This is a genomic window from Clostridium sp. KLE 1755, assembly GCF_000466465.2.
GTDB lineage: Bacteria > Bacillota > Clostridia > Lachnospirales > Lachnospiraceae > Eisenbergiella > Eisenbergiella porci.
The window spans coordinates 30,213-48,059 of the sequence record NZ_KE992721.1 but is presented as its reverse complement, the minus strand read 5'-3'; the positions used below and the strand labels follow the sequence as shown (position 1 = coordinate 48,059).

The window sequence follows — 17,847 nt, the reverse complement described above, 5'->3', positions numbered from 1 at the left end:
AGAGACGGACAGCAGGTGACAGGCCTGCCGTCCCAAAATTAAAATTCCTTATTCCAGTTTCAGCTTTGTTTTGATCTCTTCCTCCGCACTGCTTAAAGCGGTATCTGCGTCCATTTTTCCAAGCCACCACTGCTCATAATATCGCTGCCAGATGGAATCCGCTTCGGAAGAATCCGCAAAGAAGGGAGGAACATAGGTGGAATTGGAAAAAGCCTGTGTAGCCAGTTTCCAATATGCCTGATCCTTGGCAAAAAATTCATGCGGCTGATTTACATATTCATTTTCCAGCGCTGCATTGCTTACCACGGAAACCCCTAATTCTTTCAAACCGATTTCCAGAGAGCCTTTCTCGTCCAGCGTCCATGCTTTGCACCATTCAAAAGCGGCGTCCACATTTTTTGTCTGAGAACTGATAAAGCAGGCGGTGGAGCCGAAATTAGGGTACCTGTCTCCGCCCTCTTCTACCGCAGGAAAAGGTGTAAAATACCATTTGCCCAGAGTATCCGGAGCCTGCTGGATGAGGGTCTGTACAAACCAGGTGCCGTTTCCATAGCAGGCAACTGTTCCGTCCTTCATACTCTGATACCAGGGCGCGCTCCAGTCATCAATGGGCGCGCTGATTTTTGCGTCTCTGATCTCTTGGAGAAGGGAAAGGGCATCTTTGTAGTTCTGGGAATTGATTGCTACCTTATGATCCGAATTCAGTATCTGCGCCCCATATTGCTGGAAAATAGTCATATCCAACGGAACTCCCACCTTATTTTTCGGTGCATTGAACCACATTACCTCGCCGTTGCTTTCTTCCACCACTTTTTTGCCGGCCTCCAGCCATTTATCCCAGGTAGTCAGTTCCTCCGGGTTAATTCCGTATTTTTCCAGAACGTCATATCGGTAGAACATTCCGCCTGCCGGGCTGTTTGCAGGAATTCCCCAAATCTTTCCTTCATAGGTAACCATGTCCCATGCCACCTGAGGAAGACAATCTTTATAGGGCTCCACCAAATCTGTAATATCCCTGATAGCATTTTGAGCTACAAGCCGCGGAATATCTTCATTTCCCAGCTTGAAACCATCCGGCAGTCCATTTCCTGTTGCAGCCGCCACAGTCAATTTGGAGACTTCATCTTCTCTGGCCATAGTCTGGCCATTGACCGTAACCCCAGATGCTTCCTTTACATAGTCCTCAATTTTCTTATTAAACTCAGGCAAATCCCATCCCCATACCACTATGGTCTGACCTTCGGCCTTACGGGACATTACACTATTGTTTTCCTGAGAAGAAGCTTCTTTTGAACTGCTGTCCCCGCTCTTTTCTGACTGTACGGTATCTTTCTGCGTTTCGGCAGCTTCGGATATCACAGCAGCATTTTCCTGCGCTCCTCCTGTATCCGCTGATTCCGAACTTTTCCCTGTTGCGCCGCAGCCCACAGTCAAACCGGCTGCCAATATACATGCACATACAATCCCCAACACTTTTCTTAACATATACATACCTCCCGTTAAAATTTAAAAACTGGAAGTACAGGACTTCTTTTCCATAACTTCTATACATATTATGGTAAATATGTTAGAATACTCTCGTAGTTGATTTGTTATGGCATATCCACATCCTGTGCCAGCAGGTGTGGGTATGTTTTTTATAAGACAGTTTATTTTATTACTGCCTTCCTGTCCCTCTTCCGCACTCTGTTCTATAGTAATAAGCCACGATTCCGTGAATCCTACTCCAATTCCTCCCTTCTCTTCACAGATTTCCGAATCGTCAGTACCGGCTCCATACTAATCCTAGATATTTGATTCTTTTGAATTTTACCTTCTATTTTCTTTATCAGCAGCTCGCACGCCGTTTTCCCCATATCCCGGATAGGGGTAGACATTGTAGTCAGAGGCGGATCCAAAACAGCCCCCAAATAAACCCCCTCATAACCGGCAATAGAAAAATCCTCTGGTATCCGGCAGCCCAAACTTTTCATATCCGCCAGAAAAGCCGCCGCCACCACATCGTTGCAGATAAAAAATGCTGTAGGAACTTTATCTGAATGCAGAAGCTCCATAAGCTCAGGATTCTTCTCCTCCACCGTTCTTCCGTCAAGGGAATTATCATAAGGGATTACCATGATTTCCTCAAATCCCTGACTCGTTTCTTCCATAGCTTTCTGATACCCTCTGCATCTATTCTTTACCTCGGAGGAATTTTTCAATCCCTTATCATATATGTAAGCGATTCTTTCATGCCCCTGTTCCAAAAAATAACGTGTCATGTCATATCCGCCTTTTAGATCATCACAGGTCACGTAATCACAATCCATATCCTCAAAATATTTCGTATAAAGAACAAAAGGGATTCCCTGTTCCTTCATCTTCTTATAATTTGTACTGCTCCCGCAATGAAATACGAGATATCCATCTATTCCCATTTCCTGGTATTTACGAATAATTTCCGTTTCCAGCTTCTTATCGCCTTCCGTCAATGCAATCGTCAGGGTATACCCCTTACCCATCGCATAGTCTGTAGCTCCTTTCAGAAACTGGTTATGATAATCATCATGCATATCGCCGCCCACTATCGCAGCAATCGTATACGTCCGCCCGTTTACCAGTCCTTTGGCAATTCGGTTGGGCACGTATCCCAACGTATCCGCAATCTCCTTTATCATATTGGTAGTTTCCCTGCTGATGGAAGGATCATTACGCAACGCAAGGGACACCGTCATTTTGGACACTCCCGCCTTATTAGCGATATCAATCAGTCTGACTCTATTTCCCATTGCCATTCTCCTTTACCGGTAAAATATAAATATAAAAAAATAGCCCATGATCCCACCTATTTATCTGTTTTTCATCCACTGAACATAATCAGCTTCTTTCTGCTTCCTTTGCATAATATCAAAGGTAAAGCAAATAATAAACAAGTTTCCCGGAATCACTGGCATGTATCCGCAGCATATGATATTTTTATTTTTCTCTGTTGTAGTAATCATAATCTATTTTATCGGTAAAGTCAATACCATACAAATTTAATTTTTTTATTTTCTGTGTATATTATTTCAATGCGGGGACATACTGTTAATATCATCGGAACCCCCTCCTTTGATGATTCATAAACCAGGCGGCTCTGCCGCCGGTTTATGATTACGCAAGATAAATAATTACTTATCCTCCCATTGCGGGGAGGATTCCTCCCCTAGTTCAAAGTCCCTCCTGCAGCAGCAGTGCTGTAGGGGGGACTTTGCTTTTCCGCCGCAAAAATTCACACAGTCTTCCCTTATTATCATCTGTTCTTAACTCCATAGAATACCTCCCCAAAAATTCTTTTCCACTTCCCTATCCCTCAATATTACACTTTGTTCTTTACCATATACCTTTTCCCCACTTCTATTCCACTCCCGCTTACCGCATACCACTTCTTCATATTTTATAATAAAACCAAAGTACCGCAAGCGCAACACATAGAGAAACCAGACATCAAAGAACAATTTGTAACAGTTCAAACAGGACTGCGCATTTACTGCGCAGACCAGCGCTTCGCGCTGACCATAAGAAAGCGATCCAGGAATGCTGAAATCCATCACAAAAGGCCCTGGCCCTCCACACGAAAACATTGCTCTTTTTGTTGTATTGATATATCATAGGAGTAGAGCGTCCCACACACAGGGACCGCAAACTTGCAAAGTGAGGTATCACCTATGAAGCTTAACACAAAACGGACCATTCTGGTCGGTCTGGCCTTTCTGTCGATCAGCGCCTTCTGGCAGCTCTACGACAGCATCATCCCGCTGATTCTGAAAAACACCTTCCACATCAGCGACACCATTTCCGGCGGAATTATGGCGATTGACAATGTCCTGGCTCTTTTTATGCTTCCGTTTTTTGGAAGCCTGTCCGATAAGGTACATACGAAGCTGGGCAGACGTACGCCCTTTATCCTCTGCGGTACTGCGGCGGCGGTAATTGCCATGCTTTTCCTGCCCTTTGCGGATAATATCGGTTCCCTGGCCCTTTTTGTTGTGGCATTGTGCGTTACGCTGATTGCCATGGGCAGCTACCGTTCCCCTGCCGTTTCCCTGATGCCCGACGTTACGCCCAAGCCGCTGCGCTCCAAGGCGAATGCCATCATCAACCTGATGGGTGCGGTTGGCGGCGTGATTTCCCTGATCCTGATTTCCACGCTGGTACCCAAAAACGGCAAGCCCAATTACCTTCCCATTTTCCTGATCGTTGCACTGGTAATGGTTGCCGCGGTGCTGCTCCTTTTGTGGAAAATAAAGGAAAATCCACTGCGTGAGGAACGTGAGAAAATCGACCGTGATCTGGATATTGCAGAGGGTACGGTGGAAGAAACGCAAACCGCCAATGCTCCCATGCCTCCTGAAGTAAAAAGGAGCCTGATACTCATCCTGATTTCCGTTTCCTTCTGGTTCATGGGCTACAATGCGGTAACTACCGCTTTTTCCAAATATGCGCAGATTTACTGGGGAATCCAGGGCGGCGGCTTTGCCAACTGCCTGCTGGTTGCCACAATTGCAGCCATCTGCTCCTATATCCCTGTGGGAGCCATTGCTTCCCGCATCGGGCGTAAAAAAACGATTCTGGGCGGTATAGTGCTGCTTGCCTCCATGTTTGCCCTGGGCGCGACCGTAAAGGAATACCATGTATGGATCAACGGCCTGTTCGCCCTGGTTGGCGTGGCCTGGGCGGCCATCAATGTCAATTCCTATCCGATGGTGGTTGAAATGAGCAAGGGCAGCGATATCGGTAAATTTACCGGATTTTACTATACCTTTTCCATGGCGGCGCAGATCGTCACCCCTATTCTTTCCGGTTTCCTGCTCCAGCATGTAGGCTATCATACTTTGTTCCCTTATGCCGCGCTTTTCGTTACGGCAGCCTTCTTCACCATGCTTTTTGTGAAGCACGGCGACAGCAAGCCGATTCCGAAAAAAAGCAAGCTGGAAGCATTCGATGTAGATGATTAAAAAGCCATTGACGCAGATGATTAAGGAGATAAATGGAAATGGATAAAAAGAAGAAAACACCAAAGCAGATTGCGGCCCTTGTATGCGTGGGCCTGCTGCTCCTGCTCTATCTGGCAACGCTGGTGGTTGCATGCCTGAACTTTCCGGGTGCCGACCGCCTGTTCCAGGCCTGCCTGGTGGCAACGGTCGGGCTTCCCATCCTTTTGTGGATATATATCTGGCTGTTCGGCAAGATTAAGGAACGCAGGCAGGGTCAGGATAATTCCAACGGAAAATAAATACTGAAAAAGAAAGCCAGGCTGCTATCCCATACCGCCTGGCTTTCCTTTTTGTTTTCGGGCAGAGCCTTGCCGCTCCGCCCGTTTTTACTGCTTTTTCCTGATACCTGTAAATCTCCTGACGAATCTATTTTACCGCAAATCAGTATATGCTGTCTACACCCAGCTGCAAAAGTTCCTCCTGCGCCTGCTTCAGGCTCCGGAAAAGGATGGTATGTATGCCCAGTCCGGCTGCCGTATCCAGATTGGACTGTATATCATCCAGGAACACGCATTCTTCCGCTTTCAGGTCATACCTGCCAAGCAAAAGCCTGTAAATCGCCGGATCCGGCTTGATAACTCCGTCCCGGTAGGAAAGGATGCCGCCGTCCACATATTGAAGGAAATCCATGGCATCCTCGTTGTCCCGTTTCACCTTATCGGAAAAATTGGAGAGGACAAGCACCTGATACCCTGCGCTTTTCAGCTTCTGAATCCAGGGAATCGCATAATCAGCCCTTGTTACAATGCCATGAAGGCTGACAAAAATCTGGCGTATCTCCTTTTCCACGGTAGGATCATTGTTTATGAACCCGGCCAGCATTTCGTCATCGCTTAAAAAGCCCCTGTCAAACTCATGCCAGAACGGATTGTCCACCGTTGCCTTTCCCACCCTTTCCTCGGTTTCCGGCGGGAAACCGAAGCTGTGGATAAAATTTTTCCAGCCGAAAACCGTCAGCACGTTGCCTATGTCAAAAATAACCGTACGAATCATTCGCGTCCCTCTCTGCCTTATCTTCCCTGCGTAACAAATCCAGCACCTGCGCGCGGCTGGTTTCATGATAAAACACCTTGTATTACTCCAGCTTCTGCAGCATCCGTTTTTCCTGTTATCTGCAAAGAGCGCTCTGTCTGTAAATAATATCCTCTCTGCCGGGGCCGTTGCTCACCATAGTAATGGGATAGCCGATATGCGCTTCCACGAACTCAATATATTTTCTGCAGTTTTCAGGCAGTTCCTCATATTTCCTGATGCCCCGGATATCGCATTTCCAGCCGGGCAGCGTTTCCAGGACGGGCTTTGCTTTTTCCAGCTTCCAGGTGACCGGAAAGTCCTCCGTCACCGTGCCGTCCACCTCATATCCTGTGCACACCGGAATCTCATCCAGATAGCCCAGCACGTCAAGAACGGTAAAGGCCACGTCCGTAGTTCCCTGGAGACGGCAGCCATATCTGGAGGCCACACAGTCAAACCAGCCCATCCGGCGGGGACGTCCTGTGGTGGCGCCGTATTCTCCGCCGTCGCCGCCCCTTCGCCTGAGCTCCTCCGCTTCCTCCCCGAAAATTTCGGATACAAACGCGCCGGCGCCCACTGCGGAGGAATAAGCCTTGCATACGGTAACCACCTGCCTGATTTCATAGGGCGGAATGCCTGCGCCGATGGCGCCATAGGCGGCCAGCGTGGAGGATGAGGTTACCATGGGGTAAATTCCGTGATCCGGATCCTTCAGCGTTCCCAGCTGTCCCTCCAGGAGGATATTTTTCCCTTCTTTAATGGCTTTGTCCAGATAAGCAGAGGTATCGCATACGAAGGGAGCGATCATGTCCCTGTATTCCTGCAGGGTTGCATACAGCTCCTCCACATCCAGCAGAGGCTTGTGGTAAAGATGCTCCAGAAGCACATTTTTCGTTTCGCATACACTGGCCAGTTTTCCTTTCAGGCCTTCCTCATCAAACAGCTCGCATACCTGGAAGCCGATTTTCGCATATTTATCGGAATAAAAAGGGGCAATGCCCGACTTGGTTGAGCCGAAGGATTTTCCGCCCAGCCTTTCTTCCTCATATTGATCAAAAAGAATATGGTAAGGCATTACAATCTGCGCCCGGTCGGAAACAAGGATATTCGGCATGGGTACGTTTCTGTCCGTAATGGAATGTATTTCATTGATAAATACCGGAATGTTCAATGCAACGCCGTTTCCGATAATGCTCGTCGTATGTCTGTAAAAAACACCGGACGGAAGGGTGTGAAGCGCAAATTTGCCATAGTCATTGACAATCGTGTGTCCTGCGTTCGCACCGCCCTGGAATCGGATGATAATGTCTGCTTCCCTGGCCAGCATGTCCGTGATTTTACCTTTTCCTTCGTCGCCCCAGTTAGCGCCTACCACTGCTTTTACCATTTCTTATTCCTCCTGTTTCAAATCTGCGTCCCCGAAAGGACATCTGCCTGCCGCAGATTGGCAAAAGTGCCGCTCCACAACAAAAAAAGCGGGCTTTTACAAAACCATTTTTGTAAAAAACCCGCTTTCTGCGTCTTTTACTTTATGATTATATATTATTATTAACCATAAGTAAAATCAATATTTATTATGTAAGAAATAAGTACAGCTTATAGATTTACCTTTTTAAATCAGTCATAAAGGTTGGGAGCAACCTTGGGATCGTCCATGTTTTCAGCAGTATACCACTGGCATCCTGTATCAACATCACTTACGGGCTCGCCCTTGATGGCCTTTACACACAGCTCAACGGTTTTGTAGCCAATCTGCAGAGGATCCTGGGTAACAGCGCCTGCCAGCTTGCCTTCTCTGACTGCTGTTTTAATCAGCACGCCGGAGTCAAATGCAACGCCGACCACGTCCTTGCCCAGTTTGCCGATGTTTGCGTCACCGTTAATCAGACCTTCACCTGAGAACTGGTTGGAGCCATAGATGCAGATGGTGTCAGGCTTGTTTAACAGGTTCTGAGCGTCAACGGAAGAAAGGTCTGCACTTACGGATGCGGGAACTGCTACGTCGATGATAACATCTGCGCCGTCAACCTTGTTTGCCCATTTGTCATGGCCTTCTACGGAAACGGTCTTGCCGTCTGCTTCCAGAAGGGATTTCATCTTATCAACGAAGCCTGAGCCACGCTGTACGATGGATTCGGAGTTAGCTTCCTGGTTCATAACGCCGATTCTTACGGTGCCGGTTGCGGATGCAACTTTGTCTTTGATCAGCTTGTAGGTTTCATCAGCAGCCAGTTCGCCTGCTTTGTAGTTATCTGTTGCCGCATTGGCAACGATAGCGCCTTCGGGAGCACCGGGTACGCCGGAGTCAAAGCCGACAATCGGGATGCCTGCTTTCTGGATTTCCTTAATCGTATCCAGGCATGCTTCTGTATCAAGAGCTGCCAGGCCGATTGCGGGCGGATTGTTATTGAATGCGTTGTTCAGCATCTGTACCTGCTGTGCGATATCGGATTCGGTATCGGGTCCCTGGAAATCAATTTCCACGCCGTATTCCGCAGCAGCTTCATTTGCCCCCTGGAGCACTGCCTGCCAGAACTGATGCTGGAAGCCCTTGGATACCAGATAGATCTTTCCCGTAATTTCTGTAGAAGCCTGTGCCGTATCTGCCGCTGCTTCTGAAGAAGCAGGCTCTGCAGGCGCTTCTGATTTTGTCTCCGCGGGCGCCGGTGTGGACGCTGCAGGAGCCGTTGTGGAAGCATTGCTTCCGCAGCCTGCCAGCATGCTTGCTACCATAGCCGCACCCAATGCAATACTGAGTAATTTCTTTTTCATGTAAAACCCTCCTTTAAATTTGAAATACCCCCGGCTCTTCTTCCGCCGGTTTTGTAATCAAAAACCTTCATATCGTTCCTTTTTTGATATGACAGGCATTACAAACATTTTCTGTAACTGTCTGAAAGCTTCCTGTTTCTGCTCAGACTTTTTTCTTTTTCTGTCTGTTCATGACATCCATGAATACTGCGAACACCAGGACTACGCCGGTAACCGCCTGCTGCCAGTTGCTCTGCAGCCCTACAAAGGGAAGGCCGGTCTTCAGCACGGACATGATAAACACACCAATCAGGGTACCGGAAATGGTTCCGTAGCCGCCGCTCATGGAAGTGCCGCCGATTACCACGCCTGCGATGGCATCCAGTTCGAAGCCGCCGCCCCCTCCGGGAAGGATGGTGGAATAGATGGAGGCATAGGCCAGGCCTGCCAGGCCTGCCAGCGTGCCGCTGATGATATAGGCAAGCGTTCTCCATTTTGCAATGTTAACGCCGGAAAGCCTTGTTGCTTCACTGTTGCTGCCCAATGCCACGATATAACGGCCGGGCCGGGTCTTATTGAGCAGGATGGACGCCAGGATGGCGATAACAATCAGGAGAATAAAACCGGTGGGAATCAAAATGCCGTTCTGGTTGATTTTGAAGATATTGCGGAACCAGCCTTCCGCCTGGCTGGACTGCGGCCAAGTAACGCTCTGCGCCTTGGTAAAAATGGAACCGAGGCCTTTGGAAAGCATCATGGAACCCAGCGTTGCGATAAAGGGAGGCAGATGCATGTAGGACACCATCAGGCCGTTCAGAAGCCCGAACAGGGCGCCGATGAAGATACACACTAAAAGCCCCAGGGCCACAGGCAGATGATACTTGGTGATCAGCTGTCCGGAAATCAATGCGGAACAGGTGAGCACGGTTCCAATGGAAAGATCGATGCCGTCCGAGGTGATGGCGAAGGTTACGCCGATTGCCATCAGACCGATATAATAAGAGGCATCAAAAATGTTGACCAGCGTTGCATAGGACCGGAATGCCGGATTGATGAACCCGAATACCAGGTACAGGATAATCAGGGCCAGTAAGGCGATCAGCCTCTGCGTCCCAATGGATTTTGTAAATTTCGCAAGGGGATTTTTCTTTACGGCCCCTCCCGTATTCGTTATTTTTGCCATGTTTTTCCTCCCTCTTTACATGCCTACCGTAGCGGCCTGCATGATTACTTCCTGTGAAGCCTTCTCTATCGGAATTTCCGCTGTTTTTCTTCCCTCGCACATAACCAGGACCCTGTCGCTCATGCGCAGGATTTCCGGCAGTTCGGAAGAAATCATGATAATGGACTTGCCTGAGGTGGCCAGTTCGTTCATCAGATGATAAATCTCGCTTTTGGCCCCCACATCGATACCTCTGGTCGGTTCATCGAAAATCAGGATATCACAGTCCCTTACCAGCCACTTGGCGATAACCACTTTCTGCTGGTTCCCGCCGGAAAGGCTGAGCGTGGGCGTGGTGACTGTGGGCGTCTTGGTATTCAGACGCTCCACATAGTCCTGTGCCGTGCTTTCCTCGCCCTTCTTATCTATAAACAAACCCTTCACAAATTTTTCCAGAGAGGCCATTGTGGTGTTTTCCGCAATGGTTTTATCCAGAACCACGCCGTAACGCTTTCTGTCCTCCGACAGGTAACCGATTCCTGCCTTCACTGCGTCCTGCGGGCTGTTGATTTCCACTTTTTTGCCGTTGACGTATATATCGCCGCCCTGCTTCTTATCCGCGCCGAAAATAACCCGGGCGGTCTCCGTCCTTCCCGCTCCCATCAGCCCTGAAAATCCCAGGATTTCTCCCTTTCTCAGTTCAAAGCTGATATCCTGCACCATTTTACCGGCCTGCAGATGTTCCACCTTCAGCACCACCGGCGCATTGTCCGGGACATTGCTTACGGACTTTGGTTCCTCATAAATTGTCCGCCCCACCATCATATTGATGATATCGTCCTTGGTACAGTCCTTGCTTATCAGGGTTCCCACATACTCCCCGTCACGCATGACAGTGACTCTGTCGGTAATGATCTTGATTTCATCCATACGATGGGATATGTAAATAATGCCGATTCCTTTTTCCCTTAAATCCCTGATGATTTTAAACAGCTCATTGATTTCCGAATCCGTCAGCGCCGCCGTAGGCTCATCAAATACCAGAACTTTTACCTCTTTGGAAATTGCCTTGGCGATTTCACACATCTGCTGTTTTCCTACGGTCAGATCACCCATCACCTGGGAAGGATCGATACTGATATTCAGCTTTTCAAACAGCTTCGCCGCCTCCTCATTCATCCGCTTGTCGTCTATGATTTTACCCTTCATATACTCCCGGCCGATGAATATGTTCTGAGCCACGGTCAGCTGCTGCATCATATTCAGCTCCTGATGCACAATAGCGATTCCCGCATCCTGGGCCTCCCGTGGATGCGTGAACTCCACTTCCTTCCCTTCATATATAATCTGTCCGCTGTCCTTGGAATAAATACCGGTCAGAATTTTCATAAGCGTGGACTTGCCTGCCCCGTTTTCACCCATCAGGGCATGTACCTCGCCCCTGCGGACTTCCAGGCTGACTTTTTTCAGAGCATGAACGCCCGGAAAGGATTTATCGATATCCTTCATCGTCAGAATAACTTCCCCCACTTTTTCACCTTCCATCCCTTCTCATTAATTACTGCTTTGTTTCTCATCACTCAAGCCTATGTTTATAGTATAGTGGCATCTTCCCCAACACTAAATGTGATTTCTTACAAAAAAAGGGTAAAAATTTACTGTTCTGTAAATTTTTACCCTTTTTACACCACAAAAGCCACAAAAAAGTTCAATTTATTTGTTGATTCTTGCAACCGCTTTCATATTTTTCCCCCTCTATTCTCCTTTAAAAGGGAAAAGCATTTCCTGGTTTTCGTCCAGGTACATATTGTCACGGGTTATCAATACGGAACCGGAGTCGATTTCCCTGGGCACTTTTTCACCGTTCAGCACCTTCACGGCGGTTTCCACACCCAGATAACCCATTTTGAATGGATTTTGTATCACCATGCCCTGGAAAATTCCAGCCTCCAGCATTTTGATTTCTTCCAGGGAGCTGTCAAAGCCCACAAAACTGATTTCTCCTGCCAGGCCTTTGTCCACGATGGCGCGGGCGGCACCCACGGCGGAGTATTCATTCAGCCCCACCACCACGTCTACATCCGGATGCTTTTCCAGGACGCCCAGCATAAGCTGATAGGCCTTGTCATAGTTCGAATCACAGAAAACCACATCCGCAATTTTCCCCTGCTTCTCTCCCAACCCTTCCCGCAGGCCTTTTTCCCGTTCGATGGCCGTGGAAGAGTTTTTTACATGGGCGATTACGGCGATTTGGGAATCCGGTTTGAGGATCTCCCGCACATAAGAGCCCTGCAGCTGCCCCGCTTTGATATTGTCCGTGGAAATGATGCATTCTTCCACGTCCTCATTGATTTCCGAGTCAAGAAGGAGCAGGCGTATGCCGCTGTCCACGATCTTGCGGGCCAGCGGAGTGGTTTCCGTATAGCTGGCCGGTGTCAGGACAATGGCGTCCGGATGCTCTGAAATCGCCTGTTCGATCAGAATGTTCTGCATTTCATAATCGTCCTCAGCCTCCGGCGCACGGACGGACAGTTCCACGCCGTATTCCTGCGCCGCCGCTTTTGTCCCATCTATCAGCTGGGTCCAGAAATCGCTGTCGTCAATGATTTTGGAAATAAAAATAATGGAGTACGGCTCTTTTTTGGGTTCCTTGCGCATAAACGCCAGAAGCAAAACCACCGATACCGCCAGCAGAAGAAATATGGCCGACAGAAGTTTTTTCTTATTTATCTTCATTTGTTTCCTGCGCCTCCTCTTCCACAAACGGGATTTTTATCGTGGCTGCCGTTCCCTCGCCGGGGATGCTTTTGTAAAAAATTCCATATTCCATACCGTAATAAAGCTGGAGCCGCATCTGTACGTTGCAGATTCCTATCCCTGATTTTTCTTCCCCATTCTTTGCATCAAAGATATGATCCAGCACTTCCTGCTCCATCCCCCTGCCGTTATCATATACGGTAAGGTAAATACAGCCATCCCGGTAGGTTCCGGTTATTTTTATCAGACCCTTTCCTTCCTTATATTTGATTCCGTGATAAATGGCATTTTCCACCACCGGCTGCAACACTAGCTTGATGATCTGCTGGTTCATTATCCCCTCATCCACATCGATTTCGAATTCCATTTTGTCCTGGTAACGCATTTTCTGGATGGTCAGGTAGCTTGCGGCATAATCCACCTCACGCCTGATGGAAACAAGCTCGTCCTCATTGCTGATGCTCTGCCGCAGCAGCCTGGCCAGGGATGAGGTCATAAGCACTACCTCACTGTTCCTGCCGCCCTCCGCCATCCAGATGATGGAATCCAGCGTATTGTACAGAAAATGGGGATTGATCTGCGACTGCAGCGCCTTCAGCTCACTCAGGCGCTTCTGTTCCTGTTCGTAGATGTTCTGCTCCATCAGCTGCTGTATTTTGTATATCATTACATTGAAGGATTTTCCCAGGCCGGCGATTTCGTTATTTCCCTCCGTCTCTACCTGCGTCCCCTCAAAATTGCCGCGCTCTACCTCTTTCATGGAATTTTTCAGCCGTTCCAGCGGACGCGTAATCGCTGAGGAGAATACCACGCACAGCAGCACGGTTACCACCAGAAATCCTGCTGTGATAATAACATACAGCCGCTGTGCCTCGGAGCGCCCCTTCATAAGCTCCGCCATATCCGTTACGCCCACAATGCTCCAGCCGGTTTTCCCCGATATGGAAATGGTATAGAGCTTGCCGCCCGTCCCTTCTTTTTTCAGGAAATAGCCATCCTCACATTCTAGCACTTCATCCACCATTTCTGTTTTCAGGGAGCTGTAGATAAGCTTCTGCTTGGGATGGTAAATGATTTTGCCGTCAGGGTCAATAATATAAATATAATCTGATCCGATGTTATTGCGCTCACACAGGTCTTCCAGCGCCTTATAGTTCAAATCGATGAAAAAAACGCCCACCGTTTCCCCCGTATCCGGGTTCTCGATTCCGCGGCTCATGGTAATTACCCATTTATAATTATCCTTAATCACATTCTGCACATGGGAGGAGGTGAGCCAGGTCCCGCCCTTGTCCCTCACCTTGCCGTACCAGTCAACACTGTACAGGGGAATGTTCACATTAAGGACATCGTTTCCATCATTGATGATTCCTTTATCCTCTTCGGAAACCACGGCAATATTGGAAATATCCTTCCGTGTTTCCAGTACCGTGGAAAACTGGGTCACAATCCTCCGGTACAGGTTGGGATCTCCCGCAGATTTTTTATCCAGCAGGTAGTTCTGCACATCGCTGCTGTGAGCCACCATGGAGGATATGTTTTCCATATAATCAATGTAGGAATCAATGTCCCTGGTCACCTGCCCGGTCAGGCGGGTGGTATAATCTATGGAATTATTTAATATCGTCCGTTCCGTATAGTTCAGGGATATAATGTAAAAAAAAGTGAGCGTTGCCACTATCAAAACGGAAAACACCGCCAGCATGTTGGTTCTGATGCTGGAAAAGGGCAGCTTTATCCGGCGGCCCCCCGCTTTCTCCTGCCTTTTCATCACATCCCCCTCTTTTCCCTGGCGTACTCTGTAGGTGATTTTCCCGTAGCCTTTTTAAAGGCGGCGCTGAAATAATGAGGATCTGAAAAACCTACCTTTTCAGCGATTTCATAATTTTTCAGAGCGGTGTTTTCCAGCAGCTCTCTCGCCTTCTGCATCCGTATGCCGGTAAGCGCCTCCATGAAGGTTTCCCCTGTGACGCTTTTAAAAATGGTGCTGAAACGGCTGGTACTGATATTCAGATAAGAGCATATCGAATTCAGTCCCAGTTCGTTTTCCCCATAATGTTTTTCTATGTAATCCATGGCAAGGAGCGCATATTTCTTCCCGCCATCATTTTTCCCCGTATCCAGCATTTCCGCCGCTTTCCGGTAGTAGCCCTCCATCACGGAAAGCGCCTGTTCCAGGCTTACGGCGCTCATCATCCCTTCCAGCGCCCGTTCTTTTTCCCAGACGATGTCCTGCTCCTCCAGCTGAAAGGAACGCAGAAGCTCCGGAACCGCATCCAGCTGCTGCTGCAGATACATGTGCACCCTTTCTTTGGTCCAGCCGGCTGTGCGGACGCCTTTTTTCATTTTTTCCATAATCCGGGAAACAGCTTGGGTATCGCTGTGCTTGACGGCATCCAGGATTTCTTCCGCCGCCAGCTCCGTTTCCGTCTGTTCCCCCGTATGCTGACGGATATCCTCCATCACAAACAGGGACTCCTCCCCGAAAATATAGCGGCACTGAAGCGCTGCCAGCGCATCTTCATAGGAATGGAACAGATCCTGACGTTCTCTGATACAGCCGCCGATTCCGATATTGGTCTTCATTCCCAGGATTTCCTTCAGCCGTCCGTTGATCTCCTCCGCAATGGCCCGGCTTTCCCGGCAGAACTCCACCGGCTTATTGCTCTCCAGCAGGAGGACCGTGCGGTACTCCTTCCCCTGGAACACCTCTCCCGCGCCGTATTTTTCCACAATTTCCTGTGATACATTGTATACGACAAAGGCGATAAGGGCGCGTTCCTGTTTCTTCTTATCATCCAGGCTGTGCACATCCCTGTAGTCCTCTATCTCTATCACTGCGACCCGGAAAGCATTCCCCCAGAGGGTTATTCCCAATTCCTCCAGTTCCCTGTCATTTTCCTCCCGTGTCTTGTCTCCCATGACAAGGCTCATGAGCACATCGGAGCGCACAAGGAGGTGGTTTTTGTGATAGGTGGTGCTCAGCCTGCCGATAAGCTCTTCATTTTTCCTGCGTTCATCTATTTTTTCACCGATTTGGATCAGTACCCCGGACAGCTCCGAAGCGGTGACCGGCTTGAGCAGATATTCGGACACCTGATATTTCAGGGCCTGCTTGGCATATTCGAATTCATCATAACCGCTGAAAATGATGATCTTAATCTGCGGATATTCATGATAAAGGAATTCGCTCAGCTGGAGGCCGTCCATATATGGCATACAGATATCAGTCAGAACCACATCCACCTCATGGCCCTGCACATAGTCCCTTGCCTCCCTGCCGTCGGCGCAGACCGCAACCAGCTCATATCCCAGCTTTTCCCACGGGATATTGGCGCTTATTCCTTCTCTTGTTAAAATCTCATCATCCACCACAATCGCTTTTATCATAGTTCCCCCGGTATTCCGTCAGCCTTCCAAGTCCGCCCCATACGGACTTTTGCCTGCCTTATCTTTATCATACCGGAAAAATATGGAAGTGTCTATGAAATGTTCTTTTTTCATCTTTCCATCTGAATCAAAGACCTCGCGGCAGTCGCCAAATATCCATGCAAGCATGGCTACTTGGCTCGTTGCTCGCAGGAATAAAAGCATTTATTGACTCACAACCACTTTTTTAATCTGCAGTAAACCTTTTCCTCAATCTCTTCTGCTATAGCTCTGGCTTTATAAGGATCAAGCTTTATATCCTCAGCAACAGCCAGCAAATCCTTTATTCCCGGATTTTCCCCATTTCCATTCACTGTTGTTGCATGTTCTCCGCCAATAGAATTACTGTATGTCAAGTCATATGCTGGTGATAGAACCCATTTTTTCTGACTTTCATCATAAAGGAATGAAAAATTTTTGGAATGGTCATCTCTGTTATGCGCAAAAACATTAAAACACATAAGACGATAAAGCTGTTCCAGCTGGCTATAATCATTCGTCAATTTCAAAGTAAGCTGCATCAGAATATTATAATCCAAATTAGGAATTCTATGAGATGTTTCCAGCAATGCGCTGACAGAAACCATATGAATCCTCTTTCCCCCATTTCTGTCAAATCTTTTAGTTGCGAAGTAACCCTGACAAAGCTTACTTGGCATCAACCGGGTCTCCTCCATCCTGATGCCGCATTCTTTTGCGCAAAGAGAATACTCATATTCCTGTACCCCTATGTTTCCCTTATCATAGGAAGACGCAAACTTCACTATCCATTCTTCTCCATCAATAATATAATTTACTTTGGGTCTTGCCCCGCCGGAAGAACCGCCTAATTGAAAAAGCTCATCAAGATTTTCACTATCATTCGATTTCATAATAGCCTCGCAGCCTTTGGCCAGGTCATCCAAAGATACGTCCTTATCATCGGAGACCAGCTTATTTTCAGGGTAATAAGTTAATGCTCCCATACCGGAGGATCCCACTATTGCCAAGCGGTTCAATGCATCTACCTTTACAGGATTCATACCTTCTTTTCGCAGCATCCTGTCCACCAGCAATCTTCCCCAACCATCCGGGAGGCTGTCTGCAAACACGCCAAAGGTTCCTTCAAACGGATCAAATCCTTTGGGAGTAAAAACCCCGGACTGAAGCGGCAGAGAGACCGGGCTGACCGAAAATCCGTTTCGCAGCCAATCCGCATCGTACTCAAAGGCTGTGAGCTTATCTTTTGTAACCGCAAGCGTCCCTACTTTTCGCTTATCCATAAATACAGACAACATTTTATTATCGTTCATTTAAGACCTCCTCAATGGACGCGTAGCCTTTTTTTGTAAACAGCCCGTCAAAGTCGTTTTCATACCCCAATGCAAATGCAATTTTTATGAGCGAAGATAATGATATCTCTCCGGTACGTTCAAAACGTTTTATGGATCCCAAACTCACATCCGAATATTTCGCCAGCTGTACCTGTGTTATTTTTTTCTCCTTTCTCCTTCTGCTCATACGGCCTGCAATATCTTTACTTATTTCTCCTGGTGATCTCAAAAAATCAAAGTTATTCATAGCTAATATTTTAACCTTTTTTGTAGTTTTAATCAATAAAAGATTAAGATATTATTCTTTTTTATTATTGTTCTGTTTCTGTTCAACCGAAAACCAGTAACTGCATAAATCCAGTAAAAATTGCCTGCAGCAATGGGATTTATGCACTCTTGAATCACT

At 47.8% G+C, this 17,847-nt stretch carries 15 protein-coding genes; 2 read left to right on the top strand and 13 right to left on the bottom strand.

Annotation, left to right across the window (positions count from 1 at the left end):
• Window positions 1–48: 48 nt before the first annotated feature.
• The 3 genes from HMPREF1548_RS15845 to HMPREF1548_RS15835 form a co-directional block, all read right to left on the bottom strand.
• Window positions 49–1,485 carry an ABC transporter substrate-binding protein gene (locus HMPREF1548_RS15845; RefSeq protein ID WP_035322409.1) on the bottom strand — a complete coding sequence of 479 codons (1,437 nt, stop codon included), beginning with the start codon at window positions 1,483–1,485 and terminating at the stop codon, window positions 49–51.
• Window positions 1,486–1,721: 236 nt separating this feature from the next.
• Window positions 1,722–2,768: a LacI family DNA-binding transcriptional regulator gene (locus tag HMPREF1548_RS15840; RefSeq protein WP_025491272.1), complete on the bottom strand. Its 1,047-nt coding sequence runs from the start codon at window positions 2,766–2,768 to the stop codon at window positions 1,722–1,724.
• Between the two features lie 513 nt (window positions 2,769–3,281).
• Window positions 3,282–3,572, bottom strand: coding sequence for a hypothetical protein (locus tag HMPREF1548_RS15835; RefSeq protein ID WP_157065694.1), 291 nt, complete (start codon window positions 3,570–3,572; stop codon window positions 3,282–3,284).
• A 114-nt stretch (window positions 3,573–3,686) separates the two neighbouring features.
• Between HMPREF1548_RS15835 and HMPREF1548_RS15830 the strand changes: the two genes are divergently transcribed.
• On the top strand, window positions 3,687–4,976 hold the full coding sequence (locus tag HMPREF1548_RS15830) for an MFS transporter (protein ID WP_021637319.1): 1,290 nt from the start codon (window positions 3,687–3,689) through the stop codon (window positions 4,974–4,976).
• Window positions 4,977–5,014: 38 nt separating this feature from the next.
• Window positions 5,015–5,254: a hypothetical protein gene (locus HMPREF1548_RS15825; RefSeq protein WP_025491270.1), complete on the top strand. Its 240-nt coding sequence runs from the start codon at window positions 5,015–5,017 to the stop codon at window positions 5,252–5,254.
• A 142-nt stretch (window positions 5,255–5,396) separates the two neighbouring features.
• Here the strand turns inward: HMPREF1548_RS15825 and HMPREF1548_RS15820 are convergent, their stop codons facing one another.
• The 10 genes from HMPREF1548_RS15820 to HMPREF1548_RS15775 form a co-directional block, all read right to left on the bottom strand.
• Complete coding sequence (locus tag HMPREF1548_RS15820; protein ID WP_021637317.1) at window positions 5,397–6,008, bottom strand: HAD family hydrolase; 612 nt, start codon at window positions 6,006–6,008, stop codon at window positions 5,397–5,399.
• A 115-nt stretch (window positions 6,009–6,123) separates the two neighbouring features.
• On the bottom strand, window positions 6,124–7,416 hold the full coding sequence (locus HMPREF1548_RS15815; RefSeq protein ID WP_021637316.1) for an adenylosuccinate synthase: 1,293 nt from the start codon (window positions 7,414–7,416) through the stop codon (window positions 6,124–6,126).
• A gap of 230 nt (window positions 7,417–7,646) precedes the next feature.
• Window positions 7,647–8,801: a substrate-binding domain-containing protein gene (locus tag HMPREF1548_RS15810; RefSeq protein WP_021637315.1), complete on the bottom strand. Its 1,155-nt coding sequence runs from the start codon at window positions 8,799–8,801 to the stop codon at window positions 7,647–7,649.
• A 142-nt stretch (window positions 8,802–8,943) separates the two neighbouring features.
• Complete coding sequence (locus HMPREF1548_RS15805) at window positions 8,944–9,963, bottom strand: ABC transporter permease (RefSeq protein WP_021637314.1); 1,020 nt, start codon at window positions 9,961–9,963, stop codon at window positions 8,944–8,946.
• Window positions 9,964–9,978: 15 nt separating this feature from the next.
• Entirely contained in the window at window positions 9,979–11,472 is a 1,494-nt protein-coding gene (locus HMPREF1548_RS15800; RefSeq protein WP_035322424.1) for a sugar ABC transporter ATP-binding protein, read from the bottom strand.
• Window positions 11,473–11,697: 225 nt separating this feature from the next.
• Window positions 11,698–12,678, bottom strand: a complete 981-nt coding sequence (locus tag HMPREF1548_RS15795; RefSeq protein WP_021637312.1) for a substrate-binding domain-containing protein — start codon at window positions 12,676–12,678, stop codon at window positions 11,698–11,700.
• The gene (locus HMPREF1548_RS15790) at window positions 12,665–14,470 is read right to left on the bottom strand and encodes a cache domain-containing sensor histidine kinase (protein ID WP_021637311.1); all 1,806 of its coding nucleotides are present in this window, start codon (window positions 14,468–14,470) and stop codon (window positions 12,665–12,667) included. Before HMPREF1548_RS15790 ends, HMPREF1548_RS15795 begins: the two co-directional genes overlap by 14 nt.
• Complete coding sequence (locus HMPREF1548_RS15785) at window positions 14,470–16,089, bottom strand: response regulator (protein ID WP_021637310.1); 1,620 nt, start codon at window positions 16,087–16,089, stop codon at window positions 14,470–14,472. The genes HMPREF1548_RS15790 and HMPREF1548_RS15785 overlap by 1 nt, the downstream gene beginning before the upstream one ends.
• 212 nt (window positions 16,090–16,301) lie before the next feature.
• On the bottom strand, window positions 16,302–17,420 hold the full coding sequence (locus HMPREF1548_RS15780) for a type II toxin-antitoxin system HipA family toxin (protein ID WP_021637308.1): 1,119 nt from the start codon (window positions 17,418–17,420) through the stop codon (window positions 16,302–16,304).
• The gene (locus HMPREF1548_RS15775) at window positions 17,410–17,628 is read right to left on the bottom strand and encodes a helix-turn-helix domain-containing protein (protein ID WP_243003244.1); all 219 of its coding nucleotides are present in this window, start codon (window positions 17,626–17,628) and stop codon (window positions 17,410–17,412) included. Before HMPREF1548_RS15775 ends, HMPREF1548_RS15780 begins: the two co-directional genes overlap by 11 nt.
• Window positions 17,629–17,847: the final 219 nt, after the last annotated feature.

Excerpts from the sequence above, each read along its gene's own strand:
- HMPREF1548_RS15785 (WP_021637310.1), bottom strand. The coding sequence starts at position 16,089 with ATGATAAAAGCGATTGTGGTGGATGATGAGATTTTAACAAGAGAAGGA.
- HMPREF1548_RS15790 (WP_021637311.1), bottom strand. The coding sequence starts at position 14,470 with ATGAAAAGGCAGGAGAAAGCGGGGGGCCGCCGGATAAAGCTGCCCTTT.
- HMPREF1548_RS15805 (WP_021637314.1), bottom strand. The coding sequence starts at position 9,963 with ATGGCAAAAATAACGAATACGGGAGGGGCCGTAAAGAAAAATCCCCTT.
- HMPREF1548_RS15845 (WP_035322409.1), bottom strand. The coding sequence starts at position 1,485 with ATGTTAAGAAAAGTGTTGGGGATTGTATGTGCATGTATATTGGCAGCC.
- HMPREF1548_RS15825 (WP_025491270.1), top strand. The coding sequence starts at position 5,015 with ATGGATAAAAAGAAGAAAACACCAAAGCAGATTGCGGCCCTTGTATGC.
- HMPREF1548_RS15780 (WP_021637308.1), bottom strand. The coding sequence starts at position 17,420 with ATGAACGATAATAAAATGTTGTCTGTATTTATGGATAAGCGAAAAGTA.
- HMPREF1548_RS15815 (WP_021637316.1), bottom strand. The coding sequence starts at position 7,416 with ATGGTAAAAGCAGTGGTAGGCGCTAACTGGGGCGACGAAGGAAAAGGT.
- HMPREF1548_RS15775 (WP_243003244.1), bottom strand. The coding sequence starts at position 17,628 with ATGAGCAGAAGGAGAAAGGAGAAAAAAATAACACAGGTACAGCTGGCG.
- HMPREF1548_RS15820 (WP_021637317.1), bottom strand. The coding sequence starts at position 6,008 with ATGATTCGTACGGTTATTTTTGACATAGGCAACGTGCTGACGGTTTTC.
- HMPREF1548_RS15830 (WP_021637319.1), top strand. The coding sequence starts at position 3,687 with ATGAAGCTTAACACAAAACGGACCATTCTGGTCGGTCTGGCCTTTCTG.
- HMPREF1548_RS15795 (WP_021637312.1), bottom strand. The coding sequence starts at position 12,678 with ATGAAGATAAATAAGAAAAAACTTCTGTCGGCCATATTTCTTCTGCTG.
- HMPREF1548_RS15840 (WP_025491272.1), bottom strand. The coding sequence starts at position 2,768 with ATGGGAAATAGAGTCAGACTGATTGATATCGCTAATAAGGCGGGAGTG.
- HMPREF1548_RS15810 (WP_021637315.1), bottom strand. The coding sequence starts at position 8,801 with ATGAAAAAGAAATTACTCAGTATTGCATTGGGTGCGGCTATGGTAGCA.